Consider the following 16,600-nt stretch of genomic DNA (forward strand, 5'->3'; position numbering starts at 1 on the left):
TCAGTGGGCTTATACCCAGGCGATGTTACAGACAGACAATTAGCCTAAACCTACATTCCGAAAAATCGCCGTTTCAGTAGTGATACCGGCATTGCACGATAATGATTGCATGCTCGGTGGGCTTGTAGACCAGGCGATGCTCCCGATCGATACGCCGTGACCAGTAGCCGGACCAGCCGTGTCGCAGTGGCTCGGGGTCACCCAGGCCGCAAAAGGGCTACCGCTGAATATCTCTAATTAGTGTATTGATTCGTTTCAGCGTCTTCTTATCCTGACTTACCAGTACAGCCTGCCAGTACAGATAGTCTTCCCATGCTTTTTCTGCCCATGTGAGCATCATTCTTCAATCAATCCGTACTCCTGAACCTGCCCGGCCTCGGCTTCAGCGATGGCCTGGCTCAGCCGCTCGGCATTCTTGGGGCTAGCCATCAAATAGGCGGTTTCTTCGTAGGACTTGAAGTCTTCCACCGACATGACGATGGCTGGCTTGCCGTTCTGGCGGGTAATGAGGATCGGCGTGTGATCGTCGTTGACCTTGTCCAGCGTCTTGGCCAACTGACTACGAAAGGCCAGTAACTCAGTGTGTCCATTGACAATAATCTCGATTCGTTTTACGTACGAATAATTGTACAAGTACAAAAAAAACGTACGCAAGCAGAAGCCATACGCCTTTACAGAGTCGTTGAACGCGATAGCGGTACTTTATTCCGCCGAGACCCTATCGGGCGCTGGCGGCGCCAATCGGGAACAAGTTCCCTCCCACTTTGCTCTAGCCCATCAACCCTCCATCGAGGCGATTCTTGTGCGCGCCTGACGCCTCGCGTCATATGACATAATGGCCGCACCTTGTAGCCGATGCCAGGGCCGCACCCAGGCATTTCTACGGAAGGGAGTAGCCTCTCTACATTGCAAATCATACAAAGTTTGTAACTATTCAGGTGGTTCTGAATTAGGGTCGCCAACCACCTGATTTCTATGGCATGGTGTCCCGAGATACCACTACGCCATGCGGTGACATGACCATCAGCGACATCAACGTCGACGAGGCCCTGGAACGGGTCCGGCAGCAGCTCAAGGAAGACCGCACGGTCTCCCCGTCGCTGCGTGCCGCCATCGACGTGCTGATGCTGCTGGTCAAGCTCATGGCCGACCGGTTGGCCACCGGCAGCCGCAACAGCAGCAAGCCACCGTCCCAGGATCCCAACCGCCAGCGCCGCTCGCGCGCCAAAGGCGAACGCCGTCCCGGTGGGCAGCCAGGGCATGCGGGCAAGACGTTGGCGCCGGTGACGAACCCCGACGAGGTGGTCAAGCTCCGCGTCGATCGTCGGCATCTGCCTACAGGGCGCACCTATCGCAGCATTGGCGTCGAGACCCGCCAGGTGCAGGACATCGTGATCCAGGCCGTGGTCACCGAGTACCAGGCCGAGATAGTGGAAGATGACCAGAGGCAGCGCCATGTGGCGCCATTCCCCGAGGGTGTGACGCGGCCCATCCAGTATGGGCCGCGCCTCAAGGCACACGCGGTCTATCTCTCGCAGTACCAGCTGCTGCCCTATGCGCGCATTCGGGAGCTGCTCACCTCGCAGTGTGGCCTGTCGTTGAGCACCGGCACGCTGTTCGCCTTCAACCAGGAGGCCTACCAGCGGGCCGAGGCGTTCGCCGAGTGGGTGGTCCCGGCGCTACGCCAAGCGCCCACCGTGCATGCCGATGAAACCGGGATGCAGGTGGGCGGCAAGCGTTACTGGCTGCACAGTGCCTCCAATGACGCCCTGACCTGGTTGGCCCCGCATCCCAAGCGCGGCCAGGAGGCGATGGATGCCATCGGCGTATTGCCCTTCGTGTGTGGCGTGCTGGTGCATGATCATTGGAAGCCCTACTACCGCTACTCGGATTGCCGGCATGTCCTGTGCAATGCCCATCACCTGCGGGAATTGACGGCGGTCTGGGAAAACGACCACCAGCGCTGGGCCAAGTCGCTCCATGACCTGCTGTTGGCCATGAGCCGAGCGGTGGATGCCGCCGGCGACTGCCTCTGCGCCGATGAGGCCCAGCGCTGGCGAGCACGTTACCGACGCTGCCTGGCGGCGGGCGACGCCGAGTGCCCGCCACCGGCAAAGCCACCGCCCGGGACGCGCGGGCGTGCCAAACGCACAAAAGCGCGCAACCTGCTGGAACGTCTCCAGGCGTACGAGGACGACGTGCTGCGTTTTCTCGAGGATCCCGCCGCGCCTTTCACCAACAACCAGGGGGAGCGCGACCTGCGGATGACCAAGGTACAGCAGAAGATCTCGGGCTGTTTTCGCGCCTGGGAGGGCGCCGAGATCTTCTGCCGGATGCGCAGCTTCCTCTCCACCGCGGTCAAGCAAGGCATGGCGGCGCATACGGCGCTGGAGCAACTGTTTGCCGGCGAGGTGCCCACCTTCATGCGACAGGACGACCAGGATCAGGCGGCATGAGCTGAATAGTTACCAAAGTTTTATATATTTGCAGCATGCCAGACCATGAATTCACGGTCTCTTCGGTGGCCTTGCCTAGGCTCTCCCAAAAGAGTCACACTCAGTGTTATGATTGGTCATGGCAGGATGCATGTGAGGATCTTCAAGAACGCCTGGTTCGAGCGCTTCGCCCGTAAGCAACGAATCGACGATGATGCGCTATGCGAAGCCATCCAGCGGGCCGAGCAAGGCCTGATAGATGCCGACCTTGGTAGCGGAGTCATCAAACAGCGCGTCGCTCGCCCTGGCCAAGGCAAGTCCGGCGGATATCGTACAATCATCCTGTACCGTCAGGAGAGCCGCGCCTTGTTCGTCTTCGGCTTCGCGAAAAGCCAACAAAGCAACATCAGCGACGAAGAGAAGGCCGCCTTCAAGCAAGCAGCACAGCACATTCTGTCGCTGTCTGATGAGCACCTGAATGCGATGATCGATAAGGGCCAATTTTCGGAGGTGATGGCAATGGCTAAGCAGTACCGTAGTGACGCCCTCGCCGCGATCCATGAAACCATGGAGGCGCTACATGAGGTCGGCGCCATCGACAAGCAGACCATGCGTGACTTCGATAAGACCTGCCTTACGCCGGTGAAAACATTGTCTCCTGAGGAGATCCGCGCCCTGCGTGAGCGTGAGCACTTGTCTCAGCCTGTGTTTGCCCGCTACCTCAACGTCAGCAAGAACCTGGTCTCCGACTGGGAGCGTGGCGTGAAGCGTCCTGGCGGTCCGGCGTTACGCTTGCTGACGCTGATCGAGAGGAACGGCATCCAGGCCGTCGCCTAAGCGAGGTGAAACGATGAGTAATGAGACGTTCGACAGCGTGTGGGACGCCATCGAGGACACTGCTGCCGAAGCGGAAAATATGAAGCTTCGCTCCGGTCTGATGATGGCCCTTGAGCAGCACATTAACCGTCAGGGCTGGACCCAGGGCGAAGCCGCTAAGCGGCTGGGCGTCACTCAACCCAGGGTGTCCGATCTGATGCGTGGCAAAATCCACCTGTTTGGTCTCGATACGCTGGTGAACATGGTGGTAGCAGCGGGGGCAGCCTCGGGAAAGTCCTTTAGGTTGAAAGTAACGATGGCCTCAGCCCCGCAATGCAGCGCACAAGCGAGCACATGGCGATCATCGGGGTCGGGCAGTTCAAGGCTATCGATCAAGGGTTCAAAACCCTCCACGACGGCTCCCCGCGCATGCTGATCCATCAACTGACGCACCCGCTCGAGTTTCTCCCATGTCAGATCGCTACGCTGGTCCAGCAGGTTACGCATCCACTCGTGGTGGATCATCCGTGACCAGCGAGCCCGATAAAGGTCGGTCAAGGCCAGATGAATCAGCAAGCTCCGCAACGGGGCGGGATAGAGCACACAGGCGTCGTATACGACCGTGTAATGTGAGCTCATCAGTAGCCGAGCCCGAGGTCTTGATCCAGTGCTCGCAGCCGCTGTTCGTCGACCCGCGTAAAATATCGAATACTTCTCTGGCGCTCTATAGTGGCCGCTTTGTTGAGAAGTACATCATCGGGCATGGATACTGCCTCTTCGCTCGATGTCAGCAAGCAGTTCACGCCGCTGTATTGCCAGATCCCAGTATTCGCTGAACGTCGATAACTCGAAGAGGTCGGCCTCGGTTCCAGCGCTCCATAAACGCTGCCCTTGCGCCAGGACCTGATGGCGCATGACGGTGCTCGCCGCACGCAGGTCCACCAGATCGACATCGCGCCCCAACCGCTCCGCCAAGTGCTCCATGAGTGACCAACGTCGTACGGCGGGCAAGGAGGCAGGCAGTAGCACGGCTAGGTCGACATCGCTGTCAGGCCCCGCCTGGCCTGCCGCTTCGCTGCCGAACAGATAAATGGCCTGCAGATCGGCAAGCTGGTCGCGCAGGAATTGCAAACAGGGCTCAAGGGCTTGAGGGTCTAAGCGCATAGCAAATCCTTTGTCATGGCCTTCTTCGCACTCTACGTGGATTCATTCGCAATAGCGGTGCAAAGCGTATACCGGGACTATAGCCGGCGCCTGACGGCGCCAATCGGGAACAAGTTCCCTCCCACGAAGCCCCGCTTGGGGCCATTGGCAGCCTATCGAGAGTCCATGAAAGCCGCAGCGAACTGGCGAAATTGATCGAGATGCTGGCGACAGATCGAAAATACGATCTGCCAATCGACGGCTTCATAGTTATGCACCACGATATTGCGAAAACCGACCGACTTCTTCAGGTTGGCGGCCAGCTCATGGTTGATAACCTCACGCTCTGCCAGCACATCGAAACTTTGCCCCATGGTAATCGGTGAAGTCAGCTCGTGATGTTCGGCAATCCAGTGCGAGGCTATATCGACACATAGCTGAATGGCTCTTGTCAGGTTCAGCGCGAGGATATCCTGCGCATCGAGATCCTTCTGCAAGGCCTCGACATTGCTGGGGCAGCGATCCTCAAGCCGCATGACGCAGCGCCGCAACGATTCCAGCTTCTGATTGATCAGCGATTGATCCATGCCTGCTGCCTGGCCTGCAAGACTCGCCGCTGCAGCGGTACGAAGTCTTCGTTGTCGATGATGTTGCGATAGATGATCTTGGCCCACGCGGTATCGCTACCCGATAAACGTTTGCCCGTAGTCACGATCTGGCTCAGCAAGGGTTGCCCGGCAGCCTTCAGGTCGACCAGATCGACAGGGCGCCCCAACTCGAGCGCCAAGGCCTCGATCATGGCCACTCTCTGCCCCTGCGTCAGCGGCTTTCCCGCATCTAGCGCCACGTCGATATCGCTAGCCGCCCGCGCGGTGCCCCGGGACACGGAGCCGAACAACACGATCTGTTCGATCTCGCGGAAGCCGGCCAATGCCTGTTTTACCCGCTGACCGACGGCTATAACGCTATCCTGCTGTGCATCGTTCACTGTGTTTACCTAGACCGACGATTTCATCCATTAGAGTACAGGACCGGCCGATTTGCAGGCCATCGAAGACACTTGGCAGTCGTAGGCTCTTTCTCGGTTGCGGTACGAAGCGCTGCCGGGCTATACCGGGCGCCTGGCGGTGCCAAATCGGGACAAGTTTCCTCCCCCCTAACCGGCTTCGAGCCAGACTGCTGCCCGTAACTTATCTCTCTCATCGCAGAGGGCTCAGGCAATAGCAAAGCGCGAAATGTGATTCTGGTCCCTGCCCTCGGCCTTGGCCAGCTCATAGTTGGTCTGCATGATTAGCCAGTGCCGCGCGTCACCAATCCCACCCCACTCCAGCCGAACGGCAAAATCAGGAGAAATTCCCGTGCGTTCATTGAGTACACGCGAGACGGCATTGCGCGACATGCCGACGCGTCGAGCGAATTCGGTGACGCTCAAGCCCAAGCTCGGCAGAATACGCCGACGCAATATCCGGCCCGGGTGAGGAGGCGTCTTCATAGCCATAGCAAATCCTCTTTCTAGCGGTTAATGATAGTCTTCGTAATCAACCTGGTCGGCATCTTCACCGTCAAATGTGAAAGTCACCGCCCAATTCCCGTCTACATGGACGGAGTAATAGCCATTTCGCGTCTCCATGCCGCATAGAGGCGTTGCAAAACATACGAATCGCATTTGTAAAGTTCGCTTTCAATCAGCCGATAAGGCTTATAGTGCTGCGTCGCGCTCATGACGTCGCCAACGGCGTCGGCCACGTCTCAAGCCGGAGTCGAAAATCCGGCTCGATAAAAAACTAAAGCCAGGGACCCTTCATGGTACGCAAACTCCTTTTCACCGGGCTGGGCAGCGCGTTGCTGCTGGGCGGCTGCGTCGCCAATACCTCGCAGGTGCCGATGGCGACGACCTATCCCTACAGCGAGCAGCAGAAGATGCAGGCGGCCCATCACTGGGATGTGCTCGCCGAGTACGAGGCGGCGGGCATCCTGCGTAGCGCTTCATTGCGCGGGCGTTCGCTGTTCATCAACCCCACGCAGGCCGGTTCGACGTTCGCGCAGAGCTTCGGCGATCTACTGACCAGCCAGCTGGTGTCGAACGGCGCGCTGGTGCGTACCGACCCGATCAATGCCGCCCGGGTCGACTACCGCGTTCAGCTCGTCGAGCACCAGGATCGCGACTATGTGCGCGCGCCGGTGGGCACCTGGACGGCGCTGAGCGCGGGTATCGCCGTGGCCACATTACCGATCAATAACTGGAGCGAGCCGGCGCTGGCGCTGATCCCCGGTGCGGCTCTGGTCGACGCCTTCAGCGGCAGTTGGGAGAGCGTGAGCAACCAGGAGGTGATCGTTACCACCCAGGTCAGCGAGAACGACCGCATCCTGTATTCGTCGTCGAATATCTATTACATCAACGGTGACGATGCAGGCCAGTACGAATCGCCCAAGCCGTTACCCGTGACCGATGCCTGGTGAGAGAGCGCCTACAATGAAATCGATCCAATGCCTATTGCTGCGCGTCGCCCTGGCCAGTGTCATGGCGCTCGGCGCCGGTTGCGCCTCCAACGGCAGCGACAGCTATAGCGTCACCAGCAACGCCACGGTCGACATACTTGCGCTGGTGCGCGAAACCGCCGCCGATCTGCTCGCTGACACCCGCGAGCTGGACCCAACCAAGCCGATCGTCGCGGCGAGCTTCGTCAGCATCGACGACCTGAGCGAATCGTCGACTTTCGGTCGCACGCTTTCCGAGATGTTCGCCTCGTCGCTCAGCCGTGCCGGGCTGATGCTAATCGAGGTCAAGATGCGCAACAGCCTGTTCATCGAGGAGCAGACCGGCGAGCTGATCCTGTCGCGGGACATCCGCCGGCTTTCCGCCTCGCATAACGCCCAGGCGATCCTATTGGGTACCTATGGCCAGGGTCAGAGCATGGCTTACGTCAATGTGCGCCTGGTGCGTACCCGCGACAACGTGGTGCTCGGCGCCTCGAGCGTGCAGATCCCGCTGGATCGTAATACCCGTGCGATGCTGCCCAACCGCTGGTAGTGACTTGCCGTGCATCGATCGAGCCCGTGCCGGTACGTTCAAGTCTCGCCCCGCCAGGCCGATAGGTCATTTGACAGGCTCGCCCATCGCGCCTGCTGATAACCAACCACACCCCTTCGGCATGCACCGCGAGGCTGGCCATGAGCTCCCCTTACATCGACCCCATCACCGGCGCTGCCGCTGGCGTGATCAGCGCATCGGGCAACGGTGCGACAACCCCGCAACAAAGGCTCGAGCGGGTCCTTGCCCATCTCGCGGCGCCGCCTGGCGTGGCGAAAAACGCGCAGGCGTCGCCGGCGGACGAATCGAGCGCCACCCAGAGCGAGCTGGTCGAGCCGCTTCATCGGATCAACGCGGTCATGCGCAGCTACGGCCTGGAATTCGATCTGCAGTCCTACGACAGCCGCGTGGTAACCCGCGTCGTGGATCGCGAAAGCGGCGATGTGATTCGCCAGATCCCCAGCGAAGAAGTCCTGCGCATCGCCGAGAGCCTCGCCCGGATGCAGGGCCGCCTGATCGAGCTGCAGGTCTGATTCACTCAACGACGGGACAAGGCCAATGGAATGGCAACCCGCCTGATCCGTGCCGGAGACACAACCAGCAGGAAAGACAAGGAGACAGGTCACCGATGACACTTCAGCGCACAGCCTTCAATCATGGAATACGCAAGGCCATGCTCATGAAGCCTCGCCGGCTTGCCGCGCTACGCGCAACGCAGTTGCTCGACACGCCCGACGAGGTACGCTTCGACAGTCTGACGCATCTTGCCTGCCGCCTATTCGATGCGCCGATCGCTTATATCAGCCTGCTCGACGCGGATCGCCAATGGTTCAAGTCGGCTTGCGGGCTGGGCTTTCGCGAAATGCCCATCGAATATGCCTTCTGCGTCCACACCCTGGAATCGGGCACGCTCACGGTCATCGAGGATGCACAGGCTGACCCGCGCTTCGCCGACAATCCCTATGCCCGCGGCGAGCCCTACATTCGCTTCTATGCCGGCACCCTCATCTACGGCCCCGACCGGATGCCGTTGGGCACCTTCTGCATCGTCAGCGACACACCGCGCACCTTCGATGCCCGGGAGCGCGAGATGCTAAAGGGTCTGGCACACCTGACCACGATCGAGATCGAGCGGCGTAGCGCTCACCGCGGGGAGCGCCAGAACCCTCCGAGCGGCGCCTACCCGCGCGAACGGGGTACTGGGTTGCCACCAACGCCGATCAGTGTCGAGGATCGCTGGCAGACGCCCTACGCTGCCAGAAATACGGCTCACAACGGTGCCGCCCTGCAAGCTCAGCTCGATAAGTTTCGCGCCACACTGGACGCCACCCTCGACCTGATCCTGATCGTCGATGAGCAGACCCGGCGCTTTACGTATTGCAATCAGGGCGCCATCGAACGACTGGGCTATTCGCGCGATAAGTTGCTGACGCTCTCCCCCGAAACGCTCGACAAGTCGTTGGCAGTCAGCGCGCTGAGCAAGCGCTTGGCGGCGCTCGATGGCCAGCGTGCGGTGCGCCTGAATGCCAATCTGCATTGTCGCAACGGCGAAACGTTGCCGGTCCAGGCGCAGATTCAGCGCACGCCCTCGAGCAACCTCGAACGGACCCAGTTGATCATCGTCGCCCGCGACCTTCGCGAAACGCTGAAAGCACAGCGCGAAATCGAGTGGATCACCCATCACGACGGCCTCACCCATCAGCTCAACCGCACCGGTTTCCTGCGCGCGCTGGCCCGCAGCGACCATGCATCCGATCAGTGCAAGAAGAAGAGCCAATTGGTCGCCGTGTTCGGCATCGACCGCTTCAAGCGTATCAACGATGCCCACGGCACCGCCCAGGCCGACGCCATTCTCTGCGAGCTGGCCCAGCACTTGAGCAGTCTTCTCGCACCCCACGTCGACGCCCACCTGGGCCGGCTGGGCGGCGATGAGTTCGCCGTCAGCGTACCGCTCGCCCAGCCCTGCGAGGCGCCGCAGCTTGTCGAGCGCTTGCGCGAAGCGGTCGAAAGCTATCGCTTTCATGCCATCGAGGGGCTGCAACTGACCGTCAGTGTCGGCCTGACGGCGCATAGCCTCTACCAGACGGCTCCCGAGGAGCTGTTGAGACGCGCCAATGCGGCCCTGGTGCGCGCCAAGCAGCATGGACGCAACCGCGTGCGCCAATACCTGAGCGGCATGCTCGACGAGGCCAGCCGTCACGAGGCCATCGAGAGACGACTCGCCGGCGCTTTCGAGCGGGGCGAATTTCATCTCGACTTTCAGCCGCAGTGGTCGCTCAAGGCGCTCGACCGACCGTGCGGCGCCGAGGCGCTGCTGCGCTGGCGGGCTCCCGATCAGCAGACCGTCGGCCCCGACGTCTTCGTACCGATTCTCGAACAGAGCGGGCTGATGGTGGAGGTGGGTCGCTGGATCATCGATCAGGCGCTCGACACGTTGGCATCGAACCGGCAACGGCTGCCCACGAACTTCTTCGTCAGCATCAACATCAGCGCCATCCAACTGATGGACGACGCCCAACTGGCCGACTACCTGGTCGAGGCATTGAAACGCCGACGCTTGCCCACCTCGGCGCTGGAGCTGGAGATCACCGAAACGGCACTGATCCAGTCGCCGTACTGGGTCGGCCAGCAGCTCGAGGCGCTGCATCGTCAATCGATCGCCATCGCGCTGGACGATTTCGGCACCGGCTTCTCGTCGCTGTCGCATCTCAAGCAGTTCCCGTTCGACACCGTCAAGATCGACAAATCGTTCATCGCCGGGCTGCCCGATTCCTCCGAAGACCGGGCGATCGTCGAATCGCTGCTGACATTGTGTCGCGGATTCGGCCGGAATGTCTGCGCCGAAGGCATCGAAACGCCGGCTCAGCTCGACTACCTGCGCCGGCTGGGCTGCAATCGCGCCCAGGGCTACCTGCTGGCTCGTCCCGATCGCGACCTGCTGACGCATGACGAAAAGTGACGGCGGGAAACGCAAGCGCTCCCGAACAGGCGCCGCTCAGGCTACCCGCCGGGAGAAAGGAATCAATAACGGCCTCGCAGGCCCGGTTCAGACCTGCATGTTCATGACGTCCTTGTAGGCCGTCACCAAGCGGTTACGTACCTGAACGCCCATCTGAAAGCCGATGCTGGCCTTTTGCATGTCGACCATCACGTCGTTCAGCGCGACCCCGGGATCGCCGGCCTGGAATGCCTTCACGCTGGCATCGGAGTCCTGCTTCAGCTGATTGATCTTGCGAATCGACGACTGCAGCGCGTCGGCGAAGCCGCCCTGCCCCACTGACGTCGACAACTGCTGGCCGCGACCGGCCTGGTTGGCGATCGATTGAGTGGCGCTGGCCTGATTGGCCAGACTCTGCATCTGCTGCAAGGCCGCTTGAATGGCGGGTACGCTCATGGCGGTTCTCCTGCCCCTGTTGGATAAGGACCGATGGGTGGACGAAGGCAAGCCTAGCATCAGCGGCGGCGGATCATGGCTGCAAATGAGCTTCAAAAATGGGGCTTTTCTTGCCTTTAGGGCGACAACACCTGCGGATAATGGCCTCCATCACACGACCGTCCCCCTTGACAACGCGCCCAGTCCGGCTGGCCTATCGCAACCGACCGCCACGTCAAGCGCAACCCGGGACTTGGAATCGATGGATGCTGGAGCCGGATATTAAAATGCTATCTGCACCGACCCGATACGCGCGGGCCGACGCTAACACCGCCACCCTGACGCGCCCGCTGCCTGGCGGAGGGCACTCATGAGCGACGTCGCCTCTTCGCAGCAGCGCAATCCTGGTGGGAACCAGGCCCGGGCAGCCAATGCCTCGGCCCAGGGCGCCTCCGCGCAAGGACTGCTCAAGCAGTTGCGCGAGAATCCGCGCATTCCCTTGATCATTGCCGCCGCCGCAGCGATCGCGTTGATCGCCGTGCTGCTGCTGTGGGCGCGCAGCCCCGAGTACCGGGTGCTGTACAGCAACCTGAGCGATGCCGATGGCGGAAGCATCATCAACGAACTCGACGCCCGCGGCATTCCCTATCAGTTCAGCGAGGGCGGCGGCGCACTGCTGGTGCCCGCCGACCAGGTGTATCTGCTGCGTCTTCAGCTTGCCGAACAGGGCTTGCCCAAGGGTGGCGATGTCGGCTTCGAGGTGATGGACAATCAAGCCTTCGGCATCAGCCAGTTCGCCGAGCAGGTCAATTTTCAACGTTCGCTGCAGGGCGAGCTGGCCCAGTCGGTGGAGGCGCTCGGCCCGGTCGCCCAGGCCCGCGTGCAGCTGTCGATGGCCAAGCCGTCGGTGTTCGTACGCGAAAGCGAACCCGCCAAGGCCTCGGTGGTACTGACCCTGGAGCCCGGCCGGGTGCTGAGCGAAGGCCAGGTCAATGCCATCGTGCACATGGTGTCCAGCAGCGTGCCGCAACTGGCCACCGACGCGGTCACCGTGGTCGACCAGGACGGGCGGCTGCTGTCGCGCAACGGCAGCCAGCTGGGCGGCCTCGACGGCACTCAACTAAGCTATGTCCAGAAGATCGAGAAGACCTACCAGGAGAATATCGAGCGTATCCTGGCGCCGATCCTGGGCGCCGATAACGTCCGTGCGCAGGTCGCGGCGCAGGTCGATTTTTCCAAGCGCGAGCAGACCGCCGAGCGCTATTCCCCCAATCAGCCGCCCAACGAAGCCGCCGTTCGCAGTCGCCAGTTGAGCGAGTTGTACACCGGTGGCGATGGCCTGCCCAGCGGCATTCCCGGCGCACTTTCCAATACCCCGCCGGGCGTCGCGGCATCGCCGATCGACAACGGCCAGACCACTAATGCCCAGGATCAGGTCAACGGTGCCAACGCCCAGAATACCGCCGACAACGCTCAGGCCGACAGCAATACGCCACTGAGCCGCCTGGACCGCAACGACACCATCAATTACGAACTCGATCGTCAGGTCGATTACGTCCAGTTCGAGCGTGGCGGCGTCGAGCGCCTTTCGGTCGCGGTCGTCGTCGATTACCGCGAGGGACTCAACGAGGCCGGCGAAACCGTCAAGCAGCCGCTCAGCGACGAGCAGCTGGCGCAGATCGAGCGCCTGGTACGCCAAGCCATGGGCTTCTCCCAAGCGCGCGGCGACGCCATAGAAGTGGTCAACAGCCCGTTCACCGAAAGCGACGAGACGTTTGTCGAAGTACCTTGGTGGCAGACGCCGGCAATGCTGCAGCTGGCCATGACCCTGGGCCGTTATCTGCTGGTCGCCCTGGCCGCGCTGTTCCTGTGGTTCATGGTCTTGCGTCCGCTGATCAAGCGCCAGAGCGCCGCCCTGCCCGCGAACCGGCCGACCGCCCTGCGCAGCCCGAACGCGGCGAGCGCCGGCGATAGCGAGGACGATGATGGCGGCGATGCGCCGAGCGAAGCCGCCGAGCCACCGCCGCGCCGCCGTCGCCGCGCCAATGCCTACGAGCAGAATCTCAAGGATGCCCGCGAGATCGCCCTGGAAGATCCGCGGCTGGTAGCCATGATCGTCAGAAGCTGGATGAACGACAAATGATCGAAATGACCGGCGCCCGCCGCGGTGCAATCCTGCTGCTTTCCCTTGATGAGGACAGCGCGGCGGAAATCTTCAAGTTTCTGGGTGCCAAGGAGGTCCAGGAAATCAGCATGGAGATGGCCAGGCTCGATCAGGTCTCCCACGAGGAGATGAGCCAGGTGCTCGCCGAATTCCATGACGAGGCCGAGCAGTTTACCGCCGTCAACCTGCACTCCAGCGAGCACATCCGCTCGGTACTGACCAAGGCGCTGGGCAGCGACCGCGCCTCGGGCCTGATCGAGGACATCCTCGAGAGCACCAGCAACGCCTCGGGCATCGACTCGCTGAACCTGATGGAGCCGTCGATGGTCGCCGAGATGATCCGCGACGAGCATCCGCAGATCATCGCCACGATCCTCGTGCATCTCGAGCGTCACCAGGCCGCGAGCATTCTCGAGCTGTTCGACGATAAGCTGCGCAACGATGTGGTGCTGCGAATCGCCACCTTCAGCGGCGTTCAGCCGGCCGCCTTGCAGGAGCTCACCGAAGTGCTCGGCGGCATGCTCGACGGCCAGAACCTCAAGCGCAGCAAGATGGGCGGCGTGAGGACCGCGGCCGAGATCCTCAACCTGATGAACTCCGCCCAGGAAGAGATCGTCATCGAGACGGTGCGCGCCCACAGCGAGGACCTGGCGCAGAAGATCATCGACGAGATGTTCCTGTTCGAGAACCTCATGGACATCGACGATCGAGGTATCCAGTTGATTCTCAAGGAAATCGACACCAACTCGCTGGTTATCGCGCTCAAGGGTGCGCCGGACGCGCTGCTCGAGAAGTTCATGGCCAACATGTCGCAGCGCGCCGCGCAGATGTTGCAGGAAGATCTCGAGGCTCGCGGCCCGATCCGCGTGTCCCAGGTCGAGGCCGAACAGAAGGCGATTCTGCAGATCGTGCGCCGACTCGCCGACAGCGGCGAGATAGCGCTGGGCGGAGGCGACGACAGTTATGTCTGATCATCTGGTCAGCCCCGAATGCGACGACGGCGCCTGGCAGCGTTGGCGGATGGATGAGCTGGGCAGCCCCGACCACCAGTTGCGCAGCCAGCGCGAACGCCGCGAGCGAGTGCGCCAGCAGGCCGCCCAGCGCCAGGCCGAGCTCGACGCGATGCGCGAGCAGGCCCTCAAGGAGGCCTGTCAGGCCGGTTATCAGGAAGGTTTCGAGCAGGGCCAGCAGGCCGGCTACGAAGCCGGTCTTGACGAAGGCCGCAAAGCCGGCGAAGCCGAGATGCAGCGTCAGACCCGCGACACGCTACAACCGTTGCTACCCCTCGCCACGCAGTTTGGCGAGGCGCTGGCCGCCCTCGACGAGGAGATGGCCGAGCACCTGGTCGACCTGGCGCTGGCCACCGGTCGGCAACTCGCCGGCGAAGCCCTCGAGGCACGCCCCGAGGCGATTCTGGATGTCGTTCGCGAGCTCCTGCACGTCGAGCCGGCGCTCTCCGGGCGGCCGCGTCTGTGGCTGCATCCCGCCGACCTGACCCTGGTCAAGGCTCAGCTCGGTCACGAATTCGAGGCCGCCGGCTGGCAGTTGCAGCCCGATGACCTGGTGAGCCGCGGCGGCTGCCGCGCGACCAGCGCCAGCGGCGATCTCGACGCCACCCTGGAATCGCGCTGGGAGACCATCGCCAATCAGGTGCGACGACGCAACACCGCCATCGACGCCGGCGAGAAACCGTCATGACCAGCCTCGGCGAAACCAACCGCCATCAGGGCCATTGGCGCAATGCGCTCGGCGGCGTTCACCAACGCGTCAGCGCGCTACCCAACTATCGCACCAGCGGGCGCATCGTGCGTGCCACCGGCCTGGTGCTCGAGGCGGTCGGCCTGCGCATCCCGCTGGGCAGTGCCTGCCGCATCGAGCTCTCGTCGCAGACGAGCGGTCCGGGTAGCTCCTCTGCACGCTACGCCGAGGCCGAAGTGGTCGGCTTCTCCGGCGAGAAGCTGTTTCTGATGCCCCTCGAAGAGATCAGCGGGCTGCTGCCCGGTTCACGGGTCCTGCCGCTGGGCGAGGGCCACGAAGCCAACAGCAGCGCACGGCGCTTTCCGCTCGGCGATCTGCTGCTGGGCCGCGTGGTCGACGGCAACGGCCGGCCGCTGGATGGCAAGGGGGCATTGCACGACGTGCGCCACGCGCCATTGGCCACGCCCCCCTTCAACCCCATGGCGCGGGCGCCGATCGATGCCCAGATCGACGTCGGCATTCGCGCCATCAATGGCCTGCTCAGCGTCGGACGTGGCCAGCGCATGGGGCTGTTCGCCGGTTCCGGGGTGGGCAAGTCGGTGCTGCTCGGCATGATGGCCCGCTACACCCAGGCGGATGTGATCGTGGTCGGGCTGATCGGCGAGCGCGGCCGCGAAGTTCAGGATTTCATCGAGAACATCCTCGGCGAAGAGGGTCGCCGCCGGGCGGTGGTGGTCGCCGCGCCCGCCGACACCTCACCGCTGCAGCGTTTGCAGGGCGCCTCCTATGCCACGCGGCTCGCCGAGGATTTCCGCGATGCCGGGCGCAACGTGCTGCTGATCATGGACTCGCTGACCCGCTATGCCATGGCTCAGCGCGAGATCGCCCTGGCGATCGGCGAGCCGCCGGCGACCAAGGGTTATCCGCCCTCGGTGTTCGCCAAGCTGCCCGGCCTGGTCGAGCGCGCCGGCAACGGCCCCAGGGGCGGCGGCTCGATCACCGCTTTCTATACCGTGCTGACCGAGGGCGACGACCAGCAGGACCCGATCGCCGACTCGGCGCGGGCGATTCTCGATGGCCATATCGTGCTCTCGCGCCAGCTCGCCGAGGGCGGCCATTACCCGGCCATCGATATCGAGGCATCGGTCAGCCGAGCGATGACCGCCATCGTCAGCGACGAACATCACCGCCGCGCCCAGCAGTTCAAGCAGTGGGTCTCGCGCTATCAGCGCAACCGCGACCTGATCAGCGTCGGCGCCTACACCCCGGGGCACGATCCGCAACTCGACCAGGCGGTGTCGATGTTCCCGGCGCTCGAACGTTTCTTGCAACAGCGCATCGACGAACGCGCGAATATCGACGAAACACGGCAGGTATTGGACGGATTGGTCAGCGCCTGAGCACGTATCCTGGCCACAGCACAGCTAGTCTGATCAAGATCGGGTAAACCATCATGACTCAAGCGTCACCGCTGGACACTTTGATTTCGCTGACCCGCGACTCGCGCGACAGCGCCAGCCTCAAGCTGGCCGAACTGCGCCGCGCGCGCCACGATGCCCAGGCCCAGCTGGATACGCTGTTCCGTTATCGCCAGGAGTACCGCGAGCGCCTGCAAGGGGCCATGGCTCAGGGCATCGGCCCCGATAGCTGGCAGAATTATCAGCAGTTCCTGGCCTCGCTGGACAATGCCATCGAGCGCGCCCGCCAGGCATTGAGCGAGCGCGAGCATCAGCTCAACCGGGGCCAGCAGCACTGGCAGGACGCGCAGCGCAAGCTTTCCGCCTACGACACCCTGGTGGATCGGCGCCAGCAGCGCGAACAACAGCGCGTCTCGCGGCTCGAACAGCGCCACAACGATGAAATGGCCAACGGCCTGCTGCTGCGCCGTCAGCAGAACGAATCCCGACACGGGTCGAGCCACTAGGCTCCCCTTGAAAAGC

The 16,600-nt window shown here is 62.4% G+C and carries 18 protein-coding genes and 2 pseudogenes; 12 read left to right on the plus strand and 8 right to left on the minus strand.

All coding sequences use genetic code 11. The features are described 5' to 3' along the window. Positions 1-73: 73 nt before the first annotated feature. A pseudogene (locus tag HALZIN_RS17450) lies at positions 74-340 on the minus strand (Txe/YoeB family addiction module toxin). After that, positions 337-555, minus strand: coding sequence for a type II toxin-antitoxin system Phd/YefM family antitoxin (locus HALZIN_RS0107670; RefSeq protein WP_236254972.1), 219 nt, complete (start codon positions 553-555; stop codon positions 337-339). Before HALZIN_RS0107670 ends, HALZIN_RS17450 begins: the two are co-directional and overlap by 4 nt. 461 nt (positions 556-1,016) lie before the next feature. Between HALZIN_RS0107670 and tnpC the strand changes: the two genes are divergently transcribed. From tnpC to HALZIN_RS18360, 3 genes are all read left to right on the plus strand, one after another. Next, positions 1,017-2,456, plus strand: a complete 1,440-nt coding sequence (tnpC, locus tag HALZIN_RS0107675) for an IS66 family transposase (protein WP_031383644.1) — start codon at positions 1,017-1,019, stop codon at positions 2,454-2,456. 132 nt (positions 2,457-2,588) lie between these two features. After that, positions 2,589-3,272, plus strand: coding sequence for a type II toxin-antitoxin system RelE/ParE family toxin (locus HALZIN_RS18355; RefSeq protein WP_231664054.1), 684 nt, complete (start codon positions 2,589-2,591; stop codon positions 3,270-3,272). 103 nt (positions 3,273-3,375) lie between these two features. Beyond that, a complete protein-coding gene (locus HALZIN_RS18360) occupies positions 3,376-3,687 on the plus strand; it encodes a helix-turn-helix domain-containing protein (RefSeq protein ID WP_231664084.1) in 312 nt (103 codons plus the stop codon). On the opposite strand, the pseudogene HALZIN_RS18365 reads toward HALZIN_RS18360, so the two are convergent. From HALZIN_RS18365 to HALZIN_RS0107710, 5 genes and pseudogenes are all read right to left on the minus strand, one after another. Beyond that, positions 3,612-3,890, minus strand: a pseudogene (locus HALZIN_RS18365) (PIN domain-containing protein); the annotation flags it as partial. The gene HALZIN_RS18360 and the pseudogene HALZIN_RS18365 overlap by 76 nt on opposite strands. Before the next feature lie 114 nt (positions 3,891-4,004). After that, complete coding sequence (mntA, locus tag HALZIN_RS0107695) at positions 4,005-4,415, minus strand: type VII toxin-antitoxin system MntA family adenylyltransferase antitoxin (RefSeq protein ID WP_031383646.1); 411 nt, start codon at positions 4,413-4,415, stop codon at positions 4,005-4,007. A 152-nt stretch (positions 4,416-4,567) separates the two neighbouring features. Next, the gene (gene hepT / locus HALZIN_RS0107700) at positions 4,568-4,981 is read right to left on the minus strand and encodes a type VII toxin-antitoxin system HepT family RNase toxin (protein ID WP_031383647.1); all 414 of its coding nucleotides are present in this window, start codon (positions 4,979-4,981) and stop codon (positions 4,568-4,570) included. Beyond that, positions 4,966-5,382: a type VII toxin-antitoxin system MntA family adenylyltransferase antitoxin gene (gene mntA / locus HALZIN_RS0107705; protein ID WP_035575238.1), complete on the minus strand. Its 417-nt coding sequence runs from the start codon at positions 5,380-5,382 to the stop codon at positions 4,966-4,968. The genes hepT and mntA (HALZIN_RS0107705) overlap by 16 nt, the downstream gene beginning before the upstream one ends. 225 nt (positions 5,383-5,607) lie before the next feature. Then, positions 5,608-5,892, minus strand: a complete 285-nt coding sequence (locus tag HALZIN_RS0107710) for a HigA family addiction module antitoxin (RefSeq protein ID WP_201448184.1) — start codon at positions 5,890-5,892, stop codon at positions 5,608-5,610. Positions 5,893-6,197: 305 nt separating this feature from the next. Between HALZIN_RS0107710 and HALZIN_RS0107715 the strand changes: the two genes are divergently transcribed. From HALZIN_RS0107715 to HALZIN_RS0107730, 4 genes are all read left to right on the plus strand, one after another. Next, complete coding sequence (locus tag HALZIN_RS0107715; RefSeq protein WP_031383650.1) at positions 6,198-6,854, plus strand: hypothetical protein; 657 nt, start codon at positions 6,198-6,200, stop codon at positions 6,852-6,854. A gap of 13 nt (positions 6,855-6,867) precedes the next feature. After that, a complete protein-coding gene (locus HALZIN_RS0107720) occupies positions 6,868-7,425 on the plus strand; it encodes a FlgO family outer membrane protein (RefSeq protein ID WP_031383651.1) in 558 nt (185 codons plus the stop codon). Between the two features lie 140 nt (positions 7,426-7,565). Beyond that, on the plus strand, positions 7,566-7,958 hold the full coding sequence (locus HALZIN_RS0107725; protein WP_031383652.1) for a flagellar protein FlaG: 393 nt from the start codon (positions 7,566-7,568) through the stop codon (positions 7,956-7,958). Positions 7,959-8,053: 95 nt separating this feature from the next. Continuing rightward, on the plus strand, positions 8,054-10,384 hold the full coding sequence (locus tag HALZIN_RS0107730; protein ID WP_031383653.1) for a sensor domain-containing phosphodiesterase: 2,331 nt from the start codon (positions 8,054-8,056) through the stop codon (positions 10,382-10,384). 87 nt (positions 10,385-10,471) lie between these two features. Here the strand turns inward: HALZIN_RS0107730 and fliE are convergent, their stop codons facing one another. Further along, a complete protein-coding gene (gene fliE, locus HALZIN_RS0107735) occupies positions 10,472-10,819 on the minus strand; it encodes a flagellar hook-basal body complex protein FliE (RefSeq protein WP_031383654.1) in 348 nt (115 codons plus the stop codon). Between the two features lie 349 nt (positions 10,820-11,168). On the opposite strand from fliE, the gene fliF reads away from it, so the two are divergent. From fliF to fliJ, 5 genes are read left to right on the plus strand one after another with little or no spacing between them, the layout of a single operon-like run. Next, the gene (fliF, locus tag HALZIN_RS0107740) at positions 11,169-12,941 is read left to right on the plus strand and encodes a flagellar basal-body MS-ring/collar protein FliF (protein ID WP_031383655.1); all 1,773 of its coding nucleotides are present in this window, start codon (positions 11,169-11,171) and stop codon (positions 12,939-12,941) included. A gap of 5 nt (positions 12,942-12,946) precedes the next feature. Next, complete coding sequence (gene fliG, locus HALZIN_RS0107745; RefSeq protein WP_422723643.1) at positions 12,947-13,933, plus strand: flagellar motor switch protein FliG; 987 nt, start codon at positions 12,947-12,949, stop codon at positions 13,931-13,933. Further along, entirely contained in the window at positions 13,926-14,660 is a 735-nt protein-coding gene (gene fliH / locus HALZIN_RS0107750; protein WP_031383657.1) for a flagellar assembly protein FliH, read from the plus strand. Before fliG ends, fliH begins: the two co-directional genes overlap by 8 nt. After that, complete coding sequence (fliI, locus tag HALZIN_RS0107755; RefSeq protein WP_031383658.1) at positions 14,657-16,060, plus strand: flagellar protein export ATPase FliI; 1,404 nt, start codon at positions 14,657-14,659, stop codon at positions 16,058-16,060. Before fliH ends, fliI begins: the two co-directional genes overlap by 4 nt. 53 nt (positions 16,061-16,113) lie before the next feature. Then, complete coding sequence (fliJ, locus tag HALZIN_RS0107760; RefSeq protein ID WP_031383659.1) at positions 16,114-16,584, plus strand: flagellar export protein FliJ; 471 nt, start codon at positions 16,114-16,116, stop codon at positions 16,582-16,584. The last annotated feature ends 16 nt before the right edge of the window (positions 16,585-16,600 follow it).

Source organism: Halomonas zincidurans B6 (genome assembly GCF_000731955.1).
Lineage (GTDB): Bacteria > Pseudomonadota > Gammaproteobacteria > Pseudomonadales > Halomonadaceae > Modicisalibacter > Modicisalibacter zincidurans.